The organism is Hahella sp. HN01 (assembly GCF_018986435.1).
Classification (GTDB): Bacteria; Pseudomonadota; Gammaproteobacteria; order Pseudomonadales; family Oleiphilaceae; genus Hahella.
The window spans coordinates 19,258-40,594 of record NZ_JAHMIN010000025.1 but is presented as its reverse complement, the minus strand read 5'-3'; the positions used below and the strand labels follow the sequence as shown (position 1 = coordinate 40,594).

Below are 21,337 nucleotides of genomic sequence, written 5' to 3'. Positions count from 1 at the left end.
TTGTCTGTCGTTGTCTTTATAGTTCTATTTCAACCCTCGTCGGCGCGTCCGCAGATGGCGCCTGACCGCTTTCGGCGCTGTTCCCGTCCGTTTTGTCACGGGTCAGCGCGGCCAGCTCCCGCACCGACGGACATTTGAAAAAATCCGCCAGGGACAGGTCCGCGCCGCAACGTTCGCGAATACGGGAAATCGCTTGCGTTGCGATCAGGGAATCGCCGCCGAGGTCAAAAAAATTGTCCTTTACGTTAAGGATCGGTACAGCCAGAAGTTCGCCCAGAATGTCGCACAGCATAAGCTCCGCGTGATCGCCGGGCGCAAGGTCACCGCTACTGCCGGGAGGTACTGAATGTGGCCGAGAACATGCTCCGGCGTCATGGCCGGGAGCTTTTCTCCGGGGATGGTAAAGTCGGTAGAACCGAGACTTCAGCGATAGTGTGGATATCGCAACCTGGTGCTCTTCTTCCATCTGCAGCACAGCGTCGGATAGCCGCAATGCATGCTCAAGCGCCAAAAACCCTTCCTTTGAATCTATAGCATTGGCGGCCAATGCGGATTTGTCAAAAAATTCCTGCGCAATTTTTGCGTTCGCGCCCATGCCCAGGCCGCTGGCGCTATGTGGACGCCAAGCATCCCAGTTAAGCGACAGCCATTTGGCGCTCTGATTTGCGTCACTGAGAGCGGCGCACTGTGCGACCTCCAGATCCATGACCAGATTGGCGGCGGCGTACGCCCCCATTTGATAGCCTCCCAACAGCGCCGCCAGGGAAGACATGCAAACCACGCGGCGCACCGGACGTTGCGCGACCAGTCCGGCCAGGGCGCGCACGCCCTCGACTTTGGCCTGGATCATGGTTTCCCAGGTTTGCGCCAGATCGGCGTTGATGGGCTGCTCCTGGGCCTGGGACATGTCGGCGGCGGCGTGAATAAGCGCGTCGATGGCGCCGTAGCGGTCGCACAATTCATCCAGCAACGCGCCCATAGCGTTGACGTCGGTGACGTCCGCCGCCGTGACGCTCACCGAAGCGCCCGCTTCGCGCAGGGCCAGCAGGGTGGCGATGGCGTGGCGTTGCCGGTCAGGCATTGATGGATCATCCAAATATTGCGGCCACTGCTTCGGTGACGGCAGAGGCGTGCGCGACACTAATCTGATATGACGCGCGCCGCGCTGCGCCAGACCTGTGGCGAGGGCGAACCCGATTTTGCCAAGGCCGCCAGTGATCAGATAAACGCCGCTGGCGGCGGGTTCCTCGGCGGTGGAGCCAGCCACGTTTGATTCGCCGTCTACCCGACAGGGTCGCCATTCGCAACGCCACGCATGACGTCCGCGCAGGGCGACGATGGGCGGTCCGGCGTTAAAGTCCGCCTCTTGGTCAGGATCGGCCAAAGTCAGTAACGCCGGGGCCTGTCGCGCCAGGGTGGCGACGGCGGAAGCGTCTTCCATATCAAGCAATAGCGTGCGCAACGCGGGAAACTCCTGCCTTGCGCTCAACAGCGGCCCCAGCAGCGCGCCCCGTGCGGGACGCAAGGATTCCGAACCCAGCACCGACTGGGTTCCGGTGGTCGCCACGGCGACGAGCACGTCGGCTCGTAATGCGCCCAATTGCTGTAATAAGGCGCTCAGCAGAGACAGGTCTTGAGACGCGGACTCATACTCTTCGCTGATTGAAGTCTGTGGACTCAGGTTGCGGGCGAACAGCACATGGTCCGGCAACAGGTCATTCTCCGCCAGCAAGGCGAACAGCGCGGCGGGATCTTTGGCGGCGTCAGCGGGCAGGGCGATGGTTTGGCGCTGGCCGGGATGCTCGGCGTGGGGCGCCAGTGCGGTGACGGCGGTGACGGCGGTGACGGCGGTGTCCGTGACGGTGACCAGCGTGTGCGGTTGATGATCTGACAGCCCCTGAATTAATGCGCCAGTAGTGGCGTCAGCGTCGCTCAGCAGCAGCCATTTGCCGCCGCTGGCGTTGACATTCGCCGTCCCGCTCAAACGGCTCCAGGAACGGGTGTAGAACCAGTCCTCCAGAGCCTGGCGTTCCTCGGAGAAGGCGTCGCCGGTGAGCTTGGGCGGATCAATCCAGTAGCGACGGCGATCAAAAGGATAAGTAGGCGTGGGGATGAATTGCCCGTCCAGGTTTGCAAACAGGGCTGGGCGGTTGATGGCGAATCCTTTGCTCCACAGACGGCCGACGCATTCAAGGGCGCTTTTGCGCGAGTCCTGGCCGGGACCGGCGGCGAAAGTGGCGATGGCTTCCCGACACATCTCCCCGGTTTGCGGCAGGGCACCGGCGAATGCGGTCAAGGCGCGTCCCGGACCCACTTCCAGCAAGGTATCCACATGGGTGTCCGCGCACAGGGTCTGCAATCCCTGATAGAACTGCACCGGGTGGCGCAGATGCTGACGCCAGTAGTCTGCGCTGACAGCCTGCTCGGCGCTGAGACGCGCGCCGCTCAGGTTGGAGTAAACCGGCAGCCGCGGCGCCTGCAGCGTCATGGCGTCGAGCTGCTCGGCGAAGGCGTCCAGCACGGGCTCCATCATGGGCGTGTGAAACGCATGAGAGGCCTGCAAACGGCGATAGCCGATCTGCGCTTCCTCCAGCGCGGCGGCGAAATCCTCCATGGGGCCGGGCGGACCGGCGAATACATTGGCTTGCGGGCCGTTGGCCACCGCCAGGGATACTCCCGCGCCGGCGTAGGCTTCCGCCTGCTGGCGGGGAATGCGCACGGCGATCATGGTTCCGGCGGGCATGCTCTGCATCAGGCGGCCTCTTTCCGCCACCAGACGCACGCCGTCTTCCGGGCTGAATACGCCCGCCACGCAGGCGGCCACGTATTCTCCCAGGCTGTGTCCGATCACCGCCTGCGGGGTCAGGCCCCAGCTTTGCAACAGCATGGCCATGGCGTAATCGACGATAAACAGCGCCGGCTGCGCCAGCGCGGTTTGTTTCAGGTCCTTGTCTCCCTGTTCCGCGTCCGCGTTGCGGGGGCGGGTCAGCAACGGCCGCAGCTTTTGCGCAATAAGAGGCGGCGCAGCTTGCAGGCACTGGTCCACAGTCTGGCGATAAACCGGTTCGGTCAGGTACAACTCCGCGCCCATGCCCGTATACTGCGCCCCTTGCCCGGGAAACATGAAGGCCGCCGTCGGCGCACTGTCCTGCACCCGTCGCCAGCTCAGGTCGTTGGGAAAACGCAGCTGCGCGATGGCTTCCGTGGGCGTCGCTGCCGCCAGGGTCGCGCGATAGGGCAAGGCTTTCTTGCTCAGCGCCAGGGTGTAGGCGAGGTCGCCGAGCGAAGTCTGGGGTCGCTCGTCCAGATGTTGCGCCAGACGCTCCGCCACCTGATCCGCCGATTGTTCGCCGGCGGCGGACAGCAACAGTAACTGACTGGGCGCCGATTCGTCTTGCTGACGTGACGCGCTGCGAGGGGCGCGGGTTGCGAGAGGGGCTTCCTCCAGAATGGCGTGCACGTTCGAGCCCCCCATGCCGAAGGCGCTGACCGCCGCCAGTCGCGGCACGTCTCCTCGGGGCCAGGATTCAGTTTCGCTGCAGACCCGGAAGGGCGTGCGCAGCCAGTCGATCTGGGGATTGGGTTGCTGGCAATGCAGGCTGGGAGGCAAGGTCTCGTAATGCAGGCACAGCACGGTCTTGATCAGACCAGCGACGCCGGCGGCGGCGTCCAGATGCCCGATATTGGTTTTCACCGAACCGATGGCGCAACGGCGACCGCTCCCCGGCGCGATGTCGAAAGCCCGCGCCAGCGCTTCGATCTCAATGGGGTCGCCCAGATGGGTGCCGGTGCCGTGGGCCTCCACATACTGGATCGAACGAGGATCGATATTGGCGGTGAGCTGCGCCTCCCGGATGACTTCCGCCTGTCCCTGCACACTGGGAGCGGTGAAGCCCACTTTCCGACGGCCGTCGTTATTGGCGGCGGTGGCGCGAATCACCGCCAACACGCGGTCACCGTTTTCCAGGGCGTCGTCAAGGCGTTTCAGCGCCACCAGTCCCGCGCCGCTGCCGACGGCGGTTCCGTCCGCTTCAGCGTCGAACGCCCGGCATTGGCCCCGCGGCGACAGAATCATGCCGCTCTGGCTGCGAAAACCGCCGTGTTGCGGCAGTTGCACTGACGCGCCGCCAGCCAGGGCCAGGTCGCAGTCCCCCGCCAGCAGACTCTGGCAGGCCAGATGCACCGCCATCAGGGAGGTGGAGCAGGCGGTCTGCACTCCCACGGCGGGACCGGTGAGGCCCAATTTATAGGCGATGCGGGTGCTGAGGAAATCCTTGTCGTTGAGCAGCATGGCCTGATACAGATCCGACACTCGGCGGGCGTCCGTATTCGGCAGCACATGGCGATAGAAATAGTTGGGCATGCCGCAACCGGCGAATACCCCGATGGGACCGGCGAACTCATCCGGATTGCAGCAGGCGCGCTCCAGGGCTTCCCAGGCGCATTCCAGCAGTAACCGGTGCTGCGGATCGAGCAATTGCGACTCTCTGGGGTTCATGTCGAACAGGGCGGCGTCGAATCCGCTCACGTCTCCCAGCGCCGCCACCCGGCGCACGTAGTCCGGGCGCTGGTATTCGCTTTTCGGCACGCCGGCGGCGTCCAGTTCCGCATCGGCCAGTTCGGCGACGTTCTCCACGCCGGCGACCAGATTGCGCCAGAACGCCTCCGGCGTGTCCGCGCCGGGAAAGCGGCAGGCCATGCCGACGATGGCGATAGCGCCGTCGGCGCCGGCTTCGGGATTGTCTTCAAAGCTGTTCATTGGAACGCAGACTCCTTTGCGCTTCTTTGGCGTTGCGACGGCCCGCCAGTCGGTTGTTTTTGCGACGAGGCGCCTGGGACAGAGCGTCTTCTTCCGGCTCGGCGCTGAGCAGACGCGCAGTCGCCGCCACGGTGGGATTGGCGAACAGGTCCACCATCGCCACCGGACGTCCGAAGGCGTCGCTCAATTGACGCTGGACCTGGGCCAGCAACAAGGAGTGGCCGCCAAGGTCGAAGAAATTGTCGTCACGGCCCACGCGGGACAGATTGAGGCAGTGTCGCCAGATATCCGCCACCCGTCGCTCCACTTCCGACACTGGCGCGCCTCCGTCCATGGCGGCGACGCCTTCCGGTTCCGGCAGGGCGCGGCGATCCAGTTTGCCGCTGGCGTTCATGGGCAGACGCGGCAACGTCAGGATATAGGCGGGGATCATGTATTCAGGAAGCCGATCCCGTAAATGGGTCTGCAGATCCTGAGCGCTGGGCGGCGGGGTCGCATCCTGGCGATACACCACATAGGCCGCTAGTTGCTGGCGTTGCGGGAACAGGGCGACGGCGCATTCGGCGATGGCGTCATGGGCGGCCAGCTGACTTTCGATATCGCCCAGCTCCACCCGGTGACCGCGGATTTTCACCTGCGCGTCCCGCCGTCCCAGATAGTGTAACTGGCCGTCGTCGAGCCAGCGGCCCAGGTCGCCGGTGCGATAGGCGCGGGAGGCGTTTAGCTCGGGCAGGGCGACGAATTTTTCCGTCTGCAATTCCGGGCGCTTGAGATAGCCGCGGCTGACGCCGGCGCCAGAGATCACGATTTCTCCTACGGCCCCTGTCGGCAAAGGCTGCCCCCAGGGATCAAGCACAAACAGACTGGCGCCGCGCAAAGGACGACCCAGCGGCGCGATAGCGGCTTCCGGCAGGGTGTTGCGTTGCAGGGCGCAGGCGCTGACGTCGACGCAGCATTCCGTCGGTCCGTACACATTGATCAGTGTGCTGTGGTGGTTGGCTTCATAAAAGGCGCGCACCAGCTCCATCGACAGGGCTTCGCCGCCCACCAGCAGGCTGTCCAGCGTCAGACGACTGGCCTGATCCGCGCCGGTGAGCATGCCTAGCAGGCTGGGGGTGCAGTCCGCGCAGCGCACCTGTTCGGCGTTCAGTAAATCGGCGAGGCGGGCGGGATCGCGACGGCTGTCGGCGTCCACGATCAGCAATCGATGACCCAGCAGCAGGGCGGCGAAAATCTGCTGCACTGAAGCGTCAAACACGGTATTGGCGCACAGGGCGACGGCGATGGGCTGGTCGTAACGATGATAGACCTGATCCCACAGGGCGTTGACCAGATTGATGACGCTATGGTGCTCCACCAGCGTTCCTTTTGGCGCGCCGGTGGAGCCGGAGGTGTAAATCAGGTACGCGAGGCTGTCCGGCCCAAGAGCGACCTGGGGTTCTTCGCTCGTGGCGGTGACGTCCTCCACACACAGCCATTGCGCGGCGCCGAGGCCTTCCAGCGCGGCCAAAGTCGGCATGATGGCGCGGTCGGTGACCAGGGCGGCGACGCCAGCGTCGGCCAGTTGCGCGCTCAAACGGGCGGGCGGGTGCGCCGGGTCCAGGGGCAGGTAACCGCAGCCGCTTTTCAGAATCCCCAGCAGACCGACTATGAGATCCACGCTGCGGGACACGCAAAGTCCCACGGCGGCGCCGGCGGGCGTCCCCTGTTCACGCAGGCAGGCGGCGACGCCATTGGCGCGCTGATTGAGTTCGGCGTAGCTGAGCTGGCGGGTCCCGTCGGATACGGCGATTCGTTCGGGATACGCCTGCGCCATGTCGAGAAATCCGCTGACCAGATCCGGCGCCGTGAGTCTGGCTTCCGTGGGCGCAGCCTCGCAGGCGTTTTGCTCCAGCTGACGGCGCTCATCCTGATCGTACCAGGGCAGGTCGGCCAACGGCTGAGCAAGCTGGCCGGCGGCGCTGAGCGAGGACAGAATATGGCGATAGCGTCGGAGCAAGCGCGCCACGCCGGTGCGGCTCCAGCGATTGGCGTCGTATTTCAGGAAACCCTGCAGACCATTGGCGCTATCGGCGATTTCCAGGGACAGCTCAAACTGGCCTTCCTGCTGCGGCATGGGATAGGGCGACAGTTGCAGATCGCCCCAGTTCACCCGCAGGTTGTCGTCGGTGGCCAGGAACAGGTCTAGGGTGGCGTTGTCGGTTTGCGGCTTCTGCATGATGAAAGTGGTTTTCACCAGAGACTGCCCCATGCCATTACGCTGCAAGCCCAGCCGTTCCACCAGCAGCGGCAGGGGATAGTCGCCGTGGGCGAGCGCGTCGAGCAAGGTGTTCTGCTGGTTGCGCAGGTAGTCGTCCAGGGACAGCTTGGGGTCGAAGCGGCTGCTTACCGGCGCGAGATTCACAAAGTCTCCCACCAGCGGCTGAAATTCAGGACGGCTGCGTCCGTGCACCGGCGTGGCCACGATAACGCGTTGCTGTCCGCACAGGCGGTGCAGCAGCAACTGGTACGCCGCCAGCATCAGGCTGAACAGCGTGGCTCCCCGTTGTTTCGCCAGGGTGCGCAGCGCTGTGTCCAGTTGCGGGGCGAGCTGAAAGTGGATGGATTCGCCCACCGCTTTTTGCGCCGCTCCCTGGCGGGGAAGGTCAGCCGGCAGATTCAGTTCGAAGTCGGCGTCCGCCAGAGCGTCGCGCCAGTAATGCCAGAGCTGCTCGCCGCGTTCCGTGTCCAGCATGGCGTTTTGCCAGCGCACGAAATCCACCTGGGAGTGCGTCAACGTCGGCAACGCGGCCTGTTCCGGAGCGACGCCAGCGCGGCGCGCCTCGTACAGCGCTTTGAGCTCATCCAGAATCACCCACAGCGACCAGCCGTCGCAGACCGCGTGATGGGCGGTCAGCAGCAGCACGCTGTCCTGAGCGGTGACGAACGCCCAGGCGCGCAGTAGGGGGGCGCGGGACAATTCGAACGGCGTTTGATAAGCGCGCCGCACTTCCTGATACAACGTGGAAGCGTCAAGGTCATGGGCGTTCACCACCTGTAAGGGGATCGCGATATCGTCCCGAGCCTGCTGGCGCGGTTTGCTGTCCACCTGAATCGCCGTGCGCAGCGCCGGATGGCGGCGGGCGATCTGATTCAGCGCGGCCTGCAGGAAGGCGTGATCCTGCTCTCCCGCAAAACCGGCGCGCAGGCGGGCGGCGAAGGAGACATGATAGGCCGGGCTGGTCGGGTCCAGTTGATGCAGGAACCATTGCGCCTGCTGGTTGTAGGACAGCTCCCAGGGCGCGCCGCAATCCAGGGGCGCGGGCAGGGTTTCCGGGGCAGTGGCGGCGCCTTTGTCCGCGTCACGCTCAGTAAGCCTGTCAGCGACGCTCTGCGTGAGTTCGGTCAAGCCATTACTTTTCAGGATGTCGACGATGCTGACGTTGGCGCTCAGATTTTTCTCGATGCGATTGCGCAACTCCACCGCCATCAGCGAATCCAGCCCGTATTGCGTTAAAGGCGCGGCAGGGTCGAGGTTGTCCGGGTTTAGTCGCAACACGGCGGCAGCCTGCTCGGTCAACCAGCGCAGCAGCGCCGTCTGGCGCTGTTCCTGGGGCTGGTCGAGCCAGTCCAGGGACGCTGGGTTTTCCTCTGCTGTGTTACTGGCGGGCGCGTCAACCTTTACGGGCTTGAGCCCTTGTAAGTACAGGCTGGCGTCGGCGTAAGCCGCTAAATTGGAATCTTCTGGCGTGACGCCGATGACGGCCTGGTTCGCCGCCAGCAGCGCAGGCGTCAGCGCCACGCAGACGTCTGGCGTCAGACCCACACTAGCGGTGTTGTTGTCTCTTTGCGCTCGCGCCATCAAGCCGATTTCACGGAATGCGCCCCATTGCACGGACAGCGCCAGCTCTCCCTGCGCGCGCCGTTGCGCGGCGAGTCCATCCAGCCAGGCGTTGGCGGCGGCGTAGGCCGCCAGACGGGGAGAGGGCAACGCAGCGGAGGTGGAGGAGAACAGCAGCAGAAAATCCAGAGAGCCGACTGGGAAGCAGCGGCGTAGCGTTTCGCCGCCGCAGATCTTGGCGGCGATTTCCCCGCGCAGCGCCTCCCGATCCAGCGTCTCGACAGCCATGGCGTGGGCGACGCCGGCGGCGTGTAACACGCCGCGAATGGCGGGTTGCTGTTGCTGATATTGATGCAGCCAGGAGGAGCAGGTTGCGCTGTCGCTGATATCTATGGCGGCGATGCTGACTTGCGCCCCCAGAGTTTCGATCTCCCGAAGCTCGGCGACGCGTCGTCCGTCGCGAGAGTCCGGCGACAATTGCGTCCAGTCGCAGCGTGGCGGCAGACCGTTACGTCCCATCAGCACCAGCCGTCGCGCCCCGTGCTCAGCCAGCCAGCGCGCCCAGCACAGACCCAAGTCTCCCAGGCCGCCGGTGATGAGATAACTGGCGTCGGCGCGCAGAGAAAAAGTCCGACTTTGGCCGGCGGTGAGATCGGTGCGACCCAATGTTGCGCGATAGATGGCGCGGTGGCGAATCGCGAACTGAGCGTCTGCGCCGCTGTCCTGATCCAGTATGGTCTCCAGCAACAGGCGCTGGTCTTTAGCGGACGTTTCTGTATCCAGGTCCACCATGCCGCCCCAATGATTGGCCTTCTCCACCGCCAGTGCGCGCCCAAAGCCCCACAGCGCCGCGGCGTAGGGACAGACCGCGGCGTCCGTCTCCGTCACCGCGTAGGCGCGACGGGTCAGCAGCCAAAGCCGGGGCGCGTCCTCGTCGTCTTCCTCTGCGGCGGCCAGGGCTTCAAGAATGGCCTCAAGCTGTTCCACCAGGTTGTCCAGCAATTCGTCTGGTTCGGCGGCGTCTTCAGGAATCTCCGGCGCGATGCAGAGCAGGACGGAGCCGTAGCGACGCAGCGCCAAGTGAGATGACTTGTTGGCGAAAACCGCGTCGGCGTCAAAATCTGTTTGGCGATCCTCCGTGAGAACTTTCTCCGGCGTCGCGGCGATCTCTGTCCGTTCCCAGGTCAGCTTGAAGGAGAACCCTTGGTCGGCCTCGGGGCTGTGTCTTGTGGCGGCGTCGAGGAAGCTGAAGCGTAAGCCTTCCACTTCCGCCAGCAGGTCGCCGTGATTGTCGAAAATGGCCAACGACCCGCTCAGCAGATGCTCGGACGACGTATTTTGCGGCGTCAGGCGGGCGCGCACCCAATAGCTATATTTGCTGAAATTGCGTAAAAATCGCAGATTTTGTACGGAATGTCCGACAAATGCGCCTTGCTCGTCGCCTCCCAGCGCCGCCAGGGTTTGTGCGCAGGCGTCCAGTACGGCGGGATGCGTGCGGTAGGCGTCGAGCTGTGCGGCGGTCTCTTCAGGCGCCTGAATCAGCGCCCAGGCTTCCTGTTGCGATGCCCAGATGCGTTGAATGCCCTGAAACTGGCCGGACCAGTCATTGCCCCGTTGGCGCCATTGCGCGTAGAACTGCTCCCCGGACAGGCTGCTTTCATATTGGGCAAGCGCGGCTTCAGTAGGGAGCTGGCGCAGTGGTTCCTGATGCTTGGCAATGTCCTGACGACTGACTTCGCAACTGGCGTGGAGTCGCCAGGGCGCTTCGTTCTGTTCACGCCCATCGCGACGAGCGAATATTCTGATCTGCGCGGCGTCCGCGCCTGTTTGAATAAACTGAGTCTGCAGCCGCCAGTGGTCCAGATCGTCGACGACCAGCGGCGCGTGGAATTGCATGTTGCGGCAGAGTGCGCCGGCCTCCGGCCAGTGTCGTCCTGCGGCGGACAGGGCCATGTCGATGTAAGCCGCGCCGGGGAATACGACGGCGCCGCTGACTTTGTGTCCCGCCAGAAAAGCATGCGCGCTGGCGTCGAGATGCTGGTCGTACAGGTCGCCCGTTGGCTCCGCCAGCGAGGTGGCGCGACCTAATAGCGGATGGCCATCGGCGACCCGGTCAGAGCTGGCGTGAGATTCCTGATAGTTCTGCGGCCAGTAACGATGGCGCTGGAAGGGATAGCTGGGCAGCGCGGCGTCCCGCAGACGGCGGCGTCCCGGCAGCGTGCGCCAGTCCGGCGCGCCGCCATGGCAATACACGCGGCCCAGTGCATTGAGCACCGACGCCTGCTCGTCTTCGCCATAGCGAATGCTGTGCACCCAGGCGGCTTTGCTGTCCGGCAGGCAGCGTTTGCCCATGCCGCACAGACTGGCGCCGGGGCCGATTTCCAGAAACAGATCCACATGGCGATCCGCAGCGGTGAGCATACTCTTGCGGAACTCCACCGGATTCATGGTGTGCCGCAACCAGTAATCGTGTTCGAAATCTTCCGCTTCGATGAAGTCGCCAGTGACGTTGGACAGCAGGGGAAATTGCAGATGTCCCAGCGGCGTCGATTCTGTCACCTTGCGCAGATCCGGCAGAATGGGAGCCATCATCGGCGAATGAAAGGCGTGGGAAACCTGCACGGACTGGAAGCGAATGTCCTGTTGGGACAACAGAGGGCGTATCTGCGCCATGGCTTCGCCGCGACCGCTGATCACGGTCAGGTCGGGTCCATTGTCCGCCGCTATGGCCAGGGCGACGCCGGAATCCTGCAGCAGCGCTTCGACTTTGTCCCGAGGCGCGAACACCGCCAGCATTTCTCCGGCGGGGAGGGACTGCATCAGCTCGCCGCGCCGCAACACCAGCTTCATACCCTGTTCCAGGCCGAACAGACCGGCGGCGTGGGCGGCGGCGTATTCGCCTACGCTGTGCCCCAACGCCAATTGCGGCTGCACGCCCCAGGACATCCATAGCCGCGCCAGCGCCGCTTCGCAGGCGAATAACGCGGGCTGGGTGAAACGGGTCTGGTGGATGCCGGAGTCCGGGTCGGCATTGAACATCAGCGTCAACAGCGATTGCCCCAGCAACGGCGCGGCCACCGCTTCGCAACGGTCCAGGGTTTCCCGCACCACCGGCTCGGTCTCATACAGACGCCGCATCATGCCGGGATACTGGGCGCCCTGACCGGAGAACAGGAACACAATCACCGGAGCGTGTCGGGCCACGCCGAGACTCAGATTCGGCGCTTCCTGTCCTTGAAACGTCTTGAGCGTCCCGGCGGCGTCCTGCGCGCTCTGTGCGCTGAGAGCCAGACGATAAGGCAAGGCCTCCCGGGCGTTGTTCAGCGTATGGCAATAGTCCGCCCAGCCTGCTCCGTTAGCCAGTTGGGCGTTGTCGTGCAAGGTCGTCAGATGTTCGCCGTGACGGCGCGCCAGCGCCTGTAGCGCCTGGGCGTCGGCGGCGGATAGCGTCAACAGGCGATAAGGCGCGTCATCCCCTTGCGGCACGGTGGCTGCAGCCACGGCGTCGGAAGCGGATTCGGCTGGCGCTTCCACGATGCCTTGCAGCACGACGTGGGCGTTGGAGCCGCTGAAACCGAAAGAGCTGACCCCCGCCAGCAATTCTCCGTCCCAGGGCTCGCTGCGCTGGGGTAAGCGAAACAGGCGCTCGTCGATATCAATCAGAGGATTGCGTTGACGCAGATGCAGGCTGCCGGGAATCACCCGGTGTTTGAGGGCGAGAGCGGTTTTGATCAGCCCGGCCACCCCCGCCGCCGCCTCCAGATGGCCAATATTGGTTTTGATGGAGCCGATGCTGCATGGGTGGTTCCCGTCGCGATTCTCTTCCAGCACGTCCCGCAGACTGTTCACCTCGATGGGGTCGCCCAACGCCGTGCCGGTGCCGTGGGCTTCCACATAGCGGATGCGACAGGGCTGCACTTCCGCCTTGAACAGCGCGGAACGGATCACGTCCTGCTGCGCCTGTCCATTGGGCGCGGTGAGGCCGTTGCTATGGCCGTCCTGATTCACGCTGGAGCCGCGGATCAACGCGTAGATTTCATCGCCGTCCCGGCGCGCGTCCGCCAGACGCTTCAGAATCACAACTCCGCAGCCTTCGCCGCGCACGTAACCGTCCGCCTCGGCGTCGAAAGTCTTGCAACGGCCGGTCGGCGACATCATGCGTCCCTGGGACAGGGAAATAGTGCCTCCGGGCAGCAGGATCAGGTTGACGCCCCCCGCCAGCGCCAGGCTGGATTCGTTGCGGCGCAGGGATTCACAGGCCTGATGAACCGCCACCAGGGAGGAGGAGCAGGCGGTGTCGATGGTCATGGCGGGACCGCGTAAGTCCCACAAATAAGATATGCGCCCAGACGCCACGCTGGCGGCGGCGCCGGTGCCGGTGTGCATGCGAATGGCGTTGCGGTCTGCGTAGCTGATGCGTTGAAACTCGGTATTGCAGACGCCCATAAATACACTGGCGTCGCTCCCGGCCAAAGCGCTGACCGCAATGCCTGCGTCTTCCAGCGCCTCCCAACAGACTTCCAGCAGCAGGCGTTGCTGAGGGTCCATGGTTTCCGCTTCCCGGGGCGCGATGCCGAAGAATTGCGGGTCGAACTGGTCAATGTCATCCAGAAAACCGCCCCAGCGGGTGTTCATGCGCCCGTCGACGCCGGCTTCCTGATGATAATAGGCGTCGCTGCTCCAGCGCTCCGGCGGCGTCTCGCGAATCGCGTCCACGCCCTCGTTCAACAAGCGCCACAACGCCTGCGGACTGTCCGCGCCGGGGAAACGGCAACCCATGCCGACAATGGCGATGGGGTCGTTGCTTTCAAATGGCGTGGCTTCCACATCCACCAGGCGCGCATTTTTGCGCTTCACTCTGGTCGCGCCGCCGTTGTCTTTGACGCCTGAAGCCCCGCTGGCCAACGCGGCGATAAATGCCGCCAGTCGCGCGATATTGGGATGCTGATAAAACAGGGTGGGCGGCGTGGCGACGCCTGCATAGCGCTCCAGCTCGCCGCTCAGTGCGACCACGTGGCGGGAAGCGAGTCCGAAGCTGGCGAAATCCGCGTTAGGGTCGATGTCGGCGGCGGGCAGGGCGGTGATCGCCGCCAATCGTTGGGTTAACCAGTCGGCAATGTCTTTGGCGTTAGGGCTTTCCGTCGCGATGACGGGCGTTGCGGCTTCAGTGGCGGCCTGTGTTTGAGCCAGTGTCGCAGCCTGCGTCGCTGTATCATTCTGGGCGCCGGCGCGCCATTGATAGATCGGCTGTAGCGAACCGTCCAGCCAGGCTTTGCGATTGGCCTGTCGCTGGATTTTACCGCTGGTGGTTTTGTAAGCCTGCAACGGCTTCAGCAGGGCGATGGCGTGCACCGGCAGCTCGTGCTCTTGAAACACCGCCTGACGAATGGCGCGCGCCACGGCGTCGCCGTCCAGCTGACGTACGGCGGTGCGTTTCACTTCCTGCACGATCACCAGACGCTCCTCGCCGTCGATATCCACGGAGAAGGCGGCGCCATTGTCGGCGGTCAGGTCAGGATGACTGGCGAAAACGGTCTTTTCGATGTCCTGCGGATAGTAGTTGACGCCGTCGATGATCAGCAGATCCTTACGGCGGCCGGTGATGAATAACTGCGCGCCATGAATGAATCCCAGGTCGCCTGTGCGCATGTAGGGGCCGGCATATCTGCCCTGCGGGTCGGCGAGATGCGCGTCGAAGATGTCTGAGGTGGCTTCCGGCCGCGCCCAGTAACCGCTGGCGATGGAAGGGCCGCGCACCCAGATTTCGCCGATTCTGTCCGGCAGACAGGGCGTCCGTGTCGCCGCATCCACAATCAGGCTCTTGGTGTCCATGTCCACCCGCCCGGACCCGACCAGGGGCGTGGAGCCCGGCGCGCCGGCGGCGACGATTTTCACTTCGCCCTGGGACAGCGCCTCCCGCTCCACATGCAGCACTGTGGGCGGCTCGGATATGGGAGTGATGGAAACTTTGACGGTGGCTTCCGCCAGACCGTAGCTGGGTGAGAGGGCCTGATAGTCGAAGCCGCAATCGCTGAAGGCGGCGGCGAAATCCCGCAGGGTTTCATAGCGCACCGGTTCCGCCGCGTTGCAGGCGGCTTGCCAGCAGGATAAGTCCAGATCCTGTTTTTGCTCGGCGCTGATTTTATCGATACAGAGCTGGTACGCAAAATTGGGCGCGGCGCTGTGTGTGGCGCGGAAGTCGGAGATCGCCTGCAGCCAGCGCACCGGGTTGCGGATGAAGGTCGCCGGCGCCATCAGGTAGCAGATCGAGCCTGCGTACAAGGGCGTCAGAATGGCGTAGATCAGCCCCAGATCATGGAAGTGCGGCAGCCAGCTCACCACAATGGAGTCGGCGCCATGGTCGTAGCAGCGATGCAGTTCGTCGAGATTCAGAATCAGGTTGCGATGGCTCACCATGACGCCTTTGGGGGCGGAGGTGGAGCCGGAGGTGTATTGCAGAAAAGCGAGATCGTCCGCGTGCAGCGATGCGGGTTCGCTATTCTCACTATTGTTTTCTCTGTTGCTCTTTTTGTTGTGTTCGCTGTTACTCTCTCTATCGTCGGCGCCGTTGTCTGTCGAGGCATCCGTCGGGTTTAACAGACTTGCGTCCACTGTGAGCCAGACCGCTTCCCGTAAACGTTTGTCGCCGGCGTCCGCATCCGCGATGGCGGCTGCGACGGAGTCATTGGCGAGGATGACGCGGGCGTCGGCGTCGTCGAGAATGCTGTCGAGACGCTCTGCGCTGCGGTTCTTTTTCGGCGGATGCATGGGGATTGCGGTGACGCCTGCGTACAGGCAGCCGAAGAAGGCGGCCAGAAATTCCAGTCCGGGATGAAACAGCAGCAGGGCCCGCTCTCCGGGCTGGGCGTGACGTCGCAACAAGGCGGCCACGCGTCGGGCCTGCCGGTCCAGTTCGGCATAGGTGAGCGGGAAACGGGCGTCGCGATCTTCGGTCAGGAAGACGAAAGCGTCGGCGTCTCCCTGAGTGATCGCATGAGACTGCAACGCGCGACTGATGTCGGCGTAAAACGGACGGCGAGCGGCGTCTGTAACGCGGCGAGTAGTATCTGTAACCATGATTCGATGTCGTAATTTATTATTTTTAACCGACGCATGGCGCACGCCTCCCTACCGCATAGAGGCCCACGGCCAAAACGCCACGGGACGACTTCAGGCTACTTCCGGTAAAGCCTTCTAATATTTCTTCATAACGACGGCGTGATTGCCTGGCGCGTTAACGCCACCGGGGTGAAAAAATATTGGAAAACACGACCATGAAGCCCATTGAGGGAATCACGGCGAGGTCTTGACGAGGTGCTTGTCCGCCTGGGCGAAGACGACGATCAGGCCGACGATGGGGGAGAATATAAAGGAAATAAAAAAGTTTAAGGTAAAGCCGAACTTCTTATTTTTGCCAAGGAACGCCACAAATAAGCATACAAGCAGATATAACAGGACGTGAAGCATAATTATTCTGATCCTTTTCCATGCCTTTCTCTCTCCCCGGCGGAGAGACGATTCAATCCTAAGTAACGGCTATAGCATGTAGGGCTAACTCCAGCTGCAGTCAAATGGTAGACCCAAATTATGACGATATCAATTAAGCAATTAAAAATAATGCCGCAGGCTTGGCGAAGGGCCTGGCGACCCATTTGCGCGACGGTTTGGCGGGCGTTATTCGAAAAATCGGGAGGCCGGCGTGAAAGCCTTATATGACAGGGGATTTGCAGAATTGAAATATAGCGACGGCGGCGCTGAAACAGGGCGCGAATGCACAAAAAAAGTACTTGCGGGCCTATAGGTATTGAACTAGTCTCAGTACGGACACTTCGGAGGTCCAGGACTTCTTTTTGTATATGTTGTTTGTTTTATTACTATCGCTATCAGCGGCGGAAAATAAAATAGTAACGATATATATAACCGCCCGTGAATTTGTATTTGATGTTTTACGGACGTATATACCCTGCGTAAGTCTAATAATCATCAATATGGGAACATCAGTATGGCTGCAACAGCAACTAAAGAAGACACAACAGAAACGGAAGTGAATGTAGAAGAGCGTTTGGCGGGCGTGCGCGCAATGACCAGAAAGTACGTGCTGGGGTCAATGGGCATAGGGCTGGTGCCGATTCCTGTAGTTGATTTCGCCGGTTTGACGGCGCTGCAGTTGAAAATGCTGCACAGCATGTCAAAGACTTATGAGATCAAATTCTCCCAGGACATCGGTAAGTCATTGATTGCTTCTCTGGTCGGCTCTGCGGCTCCCGTTCCTATTGGTATGAGCCTGGCCAGCCTGACCAAGGTGATTCCGGTTATCGGCACCGTGTTGGGCTCCACCAGCGTGGCGATTATGGCGGGCGCCTCCACTTATGCGCTGGCGCGGGTGTTCATCCAGCACTTTGAGTCAGGCGGCAACTTCCTGAACTTCGACCCTGAAGCGGTGCGCGCGTTCTACGCGGAAGAACTGGAGAAGGGCAAAGCCTACGCGGAAAATCTCGGCAAAGACGACAAGACCGCTAAAACGGCCACCGCCAAGGCGTAAGCCGGACGCTGATCGTTTTATCGAACTGACGCGTTCACTCTGACCGCATATTATCCCGGCGTGCATTCGCGCGCCGCGGACATGCCTGCGCGCGCCCGGCGCGCAGGTCTCCCTGGTATTCTCTGGAGCAAAGAAAAACAATGGAAAGTTCCTCCGGCGTCGCCTCTCTGTCTGTCTTTTTCCCAGTCTTCGCCCTGATGTTTTCGTCTTTTGTCGTCGCTGACGAGTCCGCCTCAACATCCACGACGACTGCAACAGCCCAGTCCGCTCAGGATAAAACCCAATCTGGCCAGGATAAAACCCAGTCCGTCCAGGACAAAACAAAGTCGCCCTTGAGGAAGATGCTGAATATGCCGGACGCCCTGACCATCGGCGCTTCCGCCAGCATTACGTCCAGTAAAGGGCAGACGGATTACGACAGCCGCACCTATGTGCTGGAAGCCAGTTGGACCACAACCAAGAACATCATCTCGACCTATAACCAGATCCAACGCAGCGAGACCGGTCCCCAGGTGTTATCGGACAAGAAAAGCAGCGACAACTTCTGGCAGTACAATTTCTCCGAGCGCTATTACCTGCTGGCGGGCTATCGTTATTCCACTGATGAAATACAACTGGTGGACAGAGAGCATGAGGTGTTTCTGGCGCCGGGATTTTATCCCTATCGCTCCAAGACCTGTCGGCTGAGCACGGCGGCGGGCGCGGTGTACCTGTCCCAGGACTACTCGCAAACCGCCATCCTGGCGGGTGAAGATGCGCACGAAGAAAGCTGGCGCTACGGCGCCTACGAAGCCTTTGACTGCGCGTTGATGGGTGGAGCGCTGAGTCTGTCCCAGAGCGTGATTTACTCGCAGAATAAAGAAGACAGCGACGACTATCGCTACCGCTCCATGATCGGCGCCGCCGTTCCCATGGCGTATGGACTCTCCGTCAGCATCAGCTACAACGTGAGTTACGACAACCAGCCCAAGTTTGGCGTGGATAAGAAACAGGCGGACCTCACCTCGGCGTTGTCTTATAAGTTTTGATGGCGGCGGCGCATTGAAACGGAGATGACGGACAGGACCTGATCTGCAATGACTTGCGCAGGTCCTGTTGCGCCAGGCAAGTAATCTGATGCGTCAGGTAGGTAGCTTGGTGCGCCAAGTAGGTAGCCTGATGCGTCAGGCAAGTAGCCTGTCGTGTCGTACAAATAGAACGTGATCAGCCGTCAGTGGAGCGCGTCAGCGATTCCCAGGCGTCGATGTCTCGCTGCAGCGCCTGCAGTTGCTCTCTCACCAGTTCCAGCGCATCGCTGCCTAACAGCAAATGCGCCGGCGGCTGCTCCGCGTCTATCACACGCAGTATCGCCGCCGCTGCTTTTATTGGATCTCCCAACTGCTTACCGCTTTTCTCCAGGCGCGCTTTTCTAATCGGATCAAAGGATGCGTCGTAATCCGCAATCGAGCGCGGAGTGCGCACCATTGAGCGACCGGCCCAGTCAGTCCGAAACGATCCCGGCGCCACGGACGTGACGAAGATATTGAATGGCCGCAGTTCTTTACCCAACGCTTCGGAGACGCCAACCATGGCAAACTTGCTGCCGCAGTAGTCGGTGATGCCAGGCATCGTAATATAACCGCCCATGGACGTGATATTCAGGATGCGCCCTTGACGACGTTGGCGCATAGCGGGCAGCACCGCCTTAATCATGGCGACGCCGCCAAATACGTTTACGTCGAACTGGCGACGGATGTCCGCCATGGAGGACTCCTCCAGCAACCCCTCATGGCCATAGCCGGCGTTATTAACCAGGACATCGATAGGGCCGACTGTCGATTCAATTTCCGCCACCACCGCGTCAATGGATGCCCACTCCGTCACGTCAAGCCTGCGGCCAAATGCGCGGCTTGCGTGCAGCGCTTCAAACGCCATCAGGTCGTCTGGCTGGCGTACCGTTCCCACCACTTTATGGCCCGCTTCCAGCGCCTGTTGCGCCAGGGCTCGCCCAAAGCCGCTGCTGACGCCGGTAATCAATAGGGTTTTTGAGGATGACATGGTTAAGCTCCTTAGATCTTTTGTTAGCGTGGATTGCCATATTAATGAGCCATCCAGATAGAAATTAGGCCTTATACTATGAAATCATTGCCTATTCTTATGAGTGGTGAGTAAATCATGGTGGAGTGGCAAAGCGATAAATGAATCAGGACGATGTCTACGAGCCCCCTCAAACTTTGCAACAACAGATAGTCGAGCGTCTTCAGACCTTGGCGCCTGATGAGGGCTATAATCTGACGCCGCTGCCCGATGTGCGTTTGCTGCGCTCCAATCGACCTTTGTCCCGCACGCCGGTGCTTTATGACCCGGGCGTCGTGGTGGTCTGTCAGGGATGCAAGCGGGGCTACTTCGGCGATCAATGCTATATCTACGACGCGCAACACTATCTCGCGGTGTCAGTGCCGGTGCCGTTCACCATGGAAACGGACGCTTCTCCGGAACATCCACTCCTGGCTATCTATATCCATCTTGATTTCAAAGTCGCCGCGGAACTCATGCTGCAAATCGAGCATCATGGAGCGGGGGAGAGTCGCGTCAGCGCCCCGGAAAGTATGATCTCCAGCCCCATGAACCATGCGTTGAAAGCGTCAGTATTACGATTCCTGCAGGCGCTTAGTCGCCCCCTCGACGCAGCGGTTCTGGGGCCGTCGCTACTCCGTGAACTTTACTTTCACTTCCTGACGGGAGAGCAGGGCGGAGTGATTCGCTCAGCCCTGGCCATGCAGGGACAATTTGGCAAGATCAGCCGGGTGCTAAAAAGCATTCATGGTAATTATGCGCAGTCGCTCAATCTGACGCAGCTTGCCGCTGAAGCAGGTATGAGCGCGCCCACCTTTCACAGCCACTTCAAAAACATGACGCGGCAATCCCCTATGCAGTACGTTAAATCCGTACGCCTGCACCAAGCCAGAATGCTGATGGTGCGCCAGGCGATGACCGCGTCAGCGGCGAGTTACGCGGTGGGCTACGAAAGCCCCTCGCAATTTAATCGCGAGTTCAAGCGACTGTTCGGCCTGCCGCCTGCAGAAGAAATAAAACGCATGAAAGCCCACTTCGCCATTCCACCCGCTCATCAGTCAGCGGATTACGTGTCGTCTCATTGATTCGCGCAGGCTGTTTATGGTGTCGCTGAGGCCAGCCTACTCAACAATACAAGACTCAAGGTTTTCCGGCGTGCAGTAGTGGTAGTCGAGATGATAAAACTCTTTTTCGGGCGCCTCTCCATGTTTGATATAGCGGTACAGAAGCTCTGCGCCCAGCCTGCCCATTTCAAACGGTCTTTGCCCGATATTCGCTGTAGACAGCCCTTCTGATAGGGCTTTGAGTTGTAACGGCTCGGTATCGGCGGAAATGATGACAACTTCATGGCTGGCTATTCTGGGCGCGTATTTTTTGATGCGGGGAATGTAGTCCTGGGAGAACTGTGCAAAGCCCGCGACGGCGATAATGACGGGGGGAGGTTTGTACGCCGTTATCATTTGCTCCAGTTGGAAGATGGCGGTATCTCTCTTGCCCTCCGAATAGAGAGGGCAGCGGCTGTTTTCCCTCCATCCCACAGTTTTGCTAGAGAAGTTTGCAGAGGTTGTTTCACTCAACGCCAGACGGACGCCCTCGATACGCTCATTCAGATTCGGCGTGGTCGGATGACCGCTTTGGATACAGAATTCCGTGATGCCTGTCGGACGTTTATATTTCTTGGCGTAGTCGCCCAGCGCTTTGCCAAAATTTACGTTGTCCGTGCCGACGTAAGCCATCCTGTAACTGCGGTGCTCCGGCAGCAAATCCGAATCAAACATAATCGTTGGGATGGATTTTGATTTGGCGATGGTCAGGGCTCTTTCTACCAGATGCTCTGAATCCGTGGTTGAGATCAGCAGCCCATCGACCCCCTGGCTGATAATTTTTTGCACCACCATGGCTTGCGACCTGGGGTCCTGGAAGTCGGCGGGGCCATCATAAATGCAGGTTACATCAGGATAGGCCGCCGCAAAGCGCTGGCATCCGTTAAAGGACGCGACATAAAAACTGTCGTTCTTGGTTTTCCCGATGACTGCGATCACCATAGCCTGCGCCGAACTGTCGGCGATAAACAGGAAGAAGGCCAGGGTGAGCGCAAGCTGTCTCGTCATAATGCTCCGCCCGAAAATTCAATGTTTGCGGTGAGGCTTGTTCTCACTCA

Annotated in this window: 8 protein-coding genes; 3 read left to right on the top strand and 5 right to left on the bottom strand. The window is 61.3% G+C overall.

Annotated features, from left to right (window positions below; all coding sequences use genetic code 11):
* Positions 1–16 precede the first annotated feature (16 nt).
* The 3 genes from KP814_RS21640 to KP814_RS21630 form a co-directional block, all read right to left on the bottom strand.
* On the bottom strand, positions 17–4,759 hold the full coding sequence (locus KP814_RS21640) for a type I polyketide synthase (protein ID WP_216738724.1): 4,743 nt from the start codon (positions 4,757–4,759) through the stop codon (positions 17–19).
* Complete coding sequence (locus KP814_RS21635) at positions 4,746–15,656, bottom strand: non-ribosomal peptide synthetase/type I polyketide synthase (RefSeq protein ID WP_216738723.1); 10,911 nt, start codon at positions 15,654–15,656, stop codon at positions 4,746–4,748. Before KP814_RS21635 ends, KP814_RS21640 begins: the two co-directional genes overlap by 14 nt.
* A 216-nt stretch (positions 15,657–15,872) precedes the next feature.
* Entirely contained in the window at positions 15,873–16,046 is a 174-nt protein-coding gene (locus tag KP814_RS21630) for a hypothetical protein (RefSeq protein WP_011396807.1), read from the bottom strand.
* Between the two features lie 535 nt (positions 16,047–16,581).
* Between KP814_RS21630 and KP814_RS21625 the strand changes: the two genes are divergently transcribed.
* Positions 16,582–17,121: a YcjF family protein gene (locus KP814_RS21625; RefSeq protein WP_127971198.1), complete on the top strand. Its 540-nt coding sequence runs from the start codon at positions 16,582–16,584 to the stop codon at positions 17,119–17,121.
* Positions 17,122–17,261: 140 nt separating this feature from the next.
* A complete protein-coding gene (locus tag KP814_RS21620) occupies positions 17,262–18,149 on the top strand; it encodes a DUF481 domain-containing protein (protein WP_216738722.1) in 888 nt (295 codons plus the stop codon).
* A 175-nt stretch (positions 18,150–18,324) separates the two neighbouring features.
* On the opposite strand, the gene KP814_RS21615 is transcribed toward KP814_RS21620, so the two are convergent.
* Entirely contained in the window at positions 18,325–19,158 is an 834-nt protein-coding gene (locus KP814_RS21615) for an oxidoreductase (RefSeq protein WP_216738721.1), read from the bottom strand.
* A 140-nt stretch (positions 19,159–19,298) separates the two neighbouring features.
* Between KP814_RS21615 and KP814_RS21610 the strand changes: the two genes are divergently transcribed.
* The gene (locus tag KP814_RS21610) at positions 19,299–20,261 is read left to right on the top strand and encodes an AraC family transcriptional regulator (RefSeq protein ID WP_216738720.1); all 963 of its coding nucleotides are present in this window, start codon (positions 19,299–19,301) and stop codon (positions 20,259–20,261) included.
* Between the two features lie 36 nt (positions 20,262–20,297).
* Here the strand turns inward: KP814_RS21610 and KP814_RS21605 are convergent, their stop codons facing one another.
* Entirely contained in the window at positions 20,298–21,287 is a 990-nt protein-coding gene (locus KP814_RS21605) for a substrate-binding domain-containing protein (RefSeq protein WP_216738719.1), read from the bottom strand.
* Positions 21,288–21,337 lie beyond the last annotated feature (50 nt).

Bases quoted from the DNA above. Each gene is read 5' to 3' on its own strand.
- KP814_RS21640 (WP_216738724.1), bottom strand. From the start codon at position 4,759: ATGAACAGCTTTGAAGACAATCCCGAAGCCGGCGCCGACGGCGCTATC.
- KP814_RS21635 (WP_216738723.1), bottom strand. From the start codon at position 15,656: ATGGTTACAGATACTACTCGCCGCGTTACAGACGCCGCTCGCCGTCCG.
- KP814_RS21630 (WP_011396807.1), bottom strand. From the start codon at position 16,046: ATGCTTCACGTCCTGTTATATCTGCTTGTATGCTTATTTGTGGCGTTC.
- KP814_RS21625 (WP_127971198.1), top strand. From the start codon at position 16,582: ATGGCTGCAACAGCAACTAAAGAAGACACAACAGAAACGGAAGTGAAT.
- KP814_RS21620 (WP_216738722.1), top strand. From the start codon at position 17,262: ATGGAAAGTTCCTCCGGCGTCGCCTCTCTGTCTGTCTTTTTCCCAGTC.
- KP814_RS21615 (WP_216738721.1), bottom strand. From the start codon at position 19,158: ATGTCATCCTCAAAAACCCTATTGATTACCGGCGTCAGCAGCGGCTTT.
- KP814_RS21610 (WP_216738720.1), top strand. From the start codon at position 19,299: ATGAATCAGGACGATGTCTACGAGCCCCCTCAAACTTTGCAACAACAG.
- KP814_RS21605 (WP_216738719.1), bottom strand. From the start codon at position 21,287: ATGACGAGACAGCTTGCGCTCACCCTGGCCTTCTTCCTGTTTATCGCC.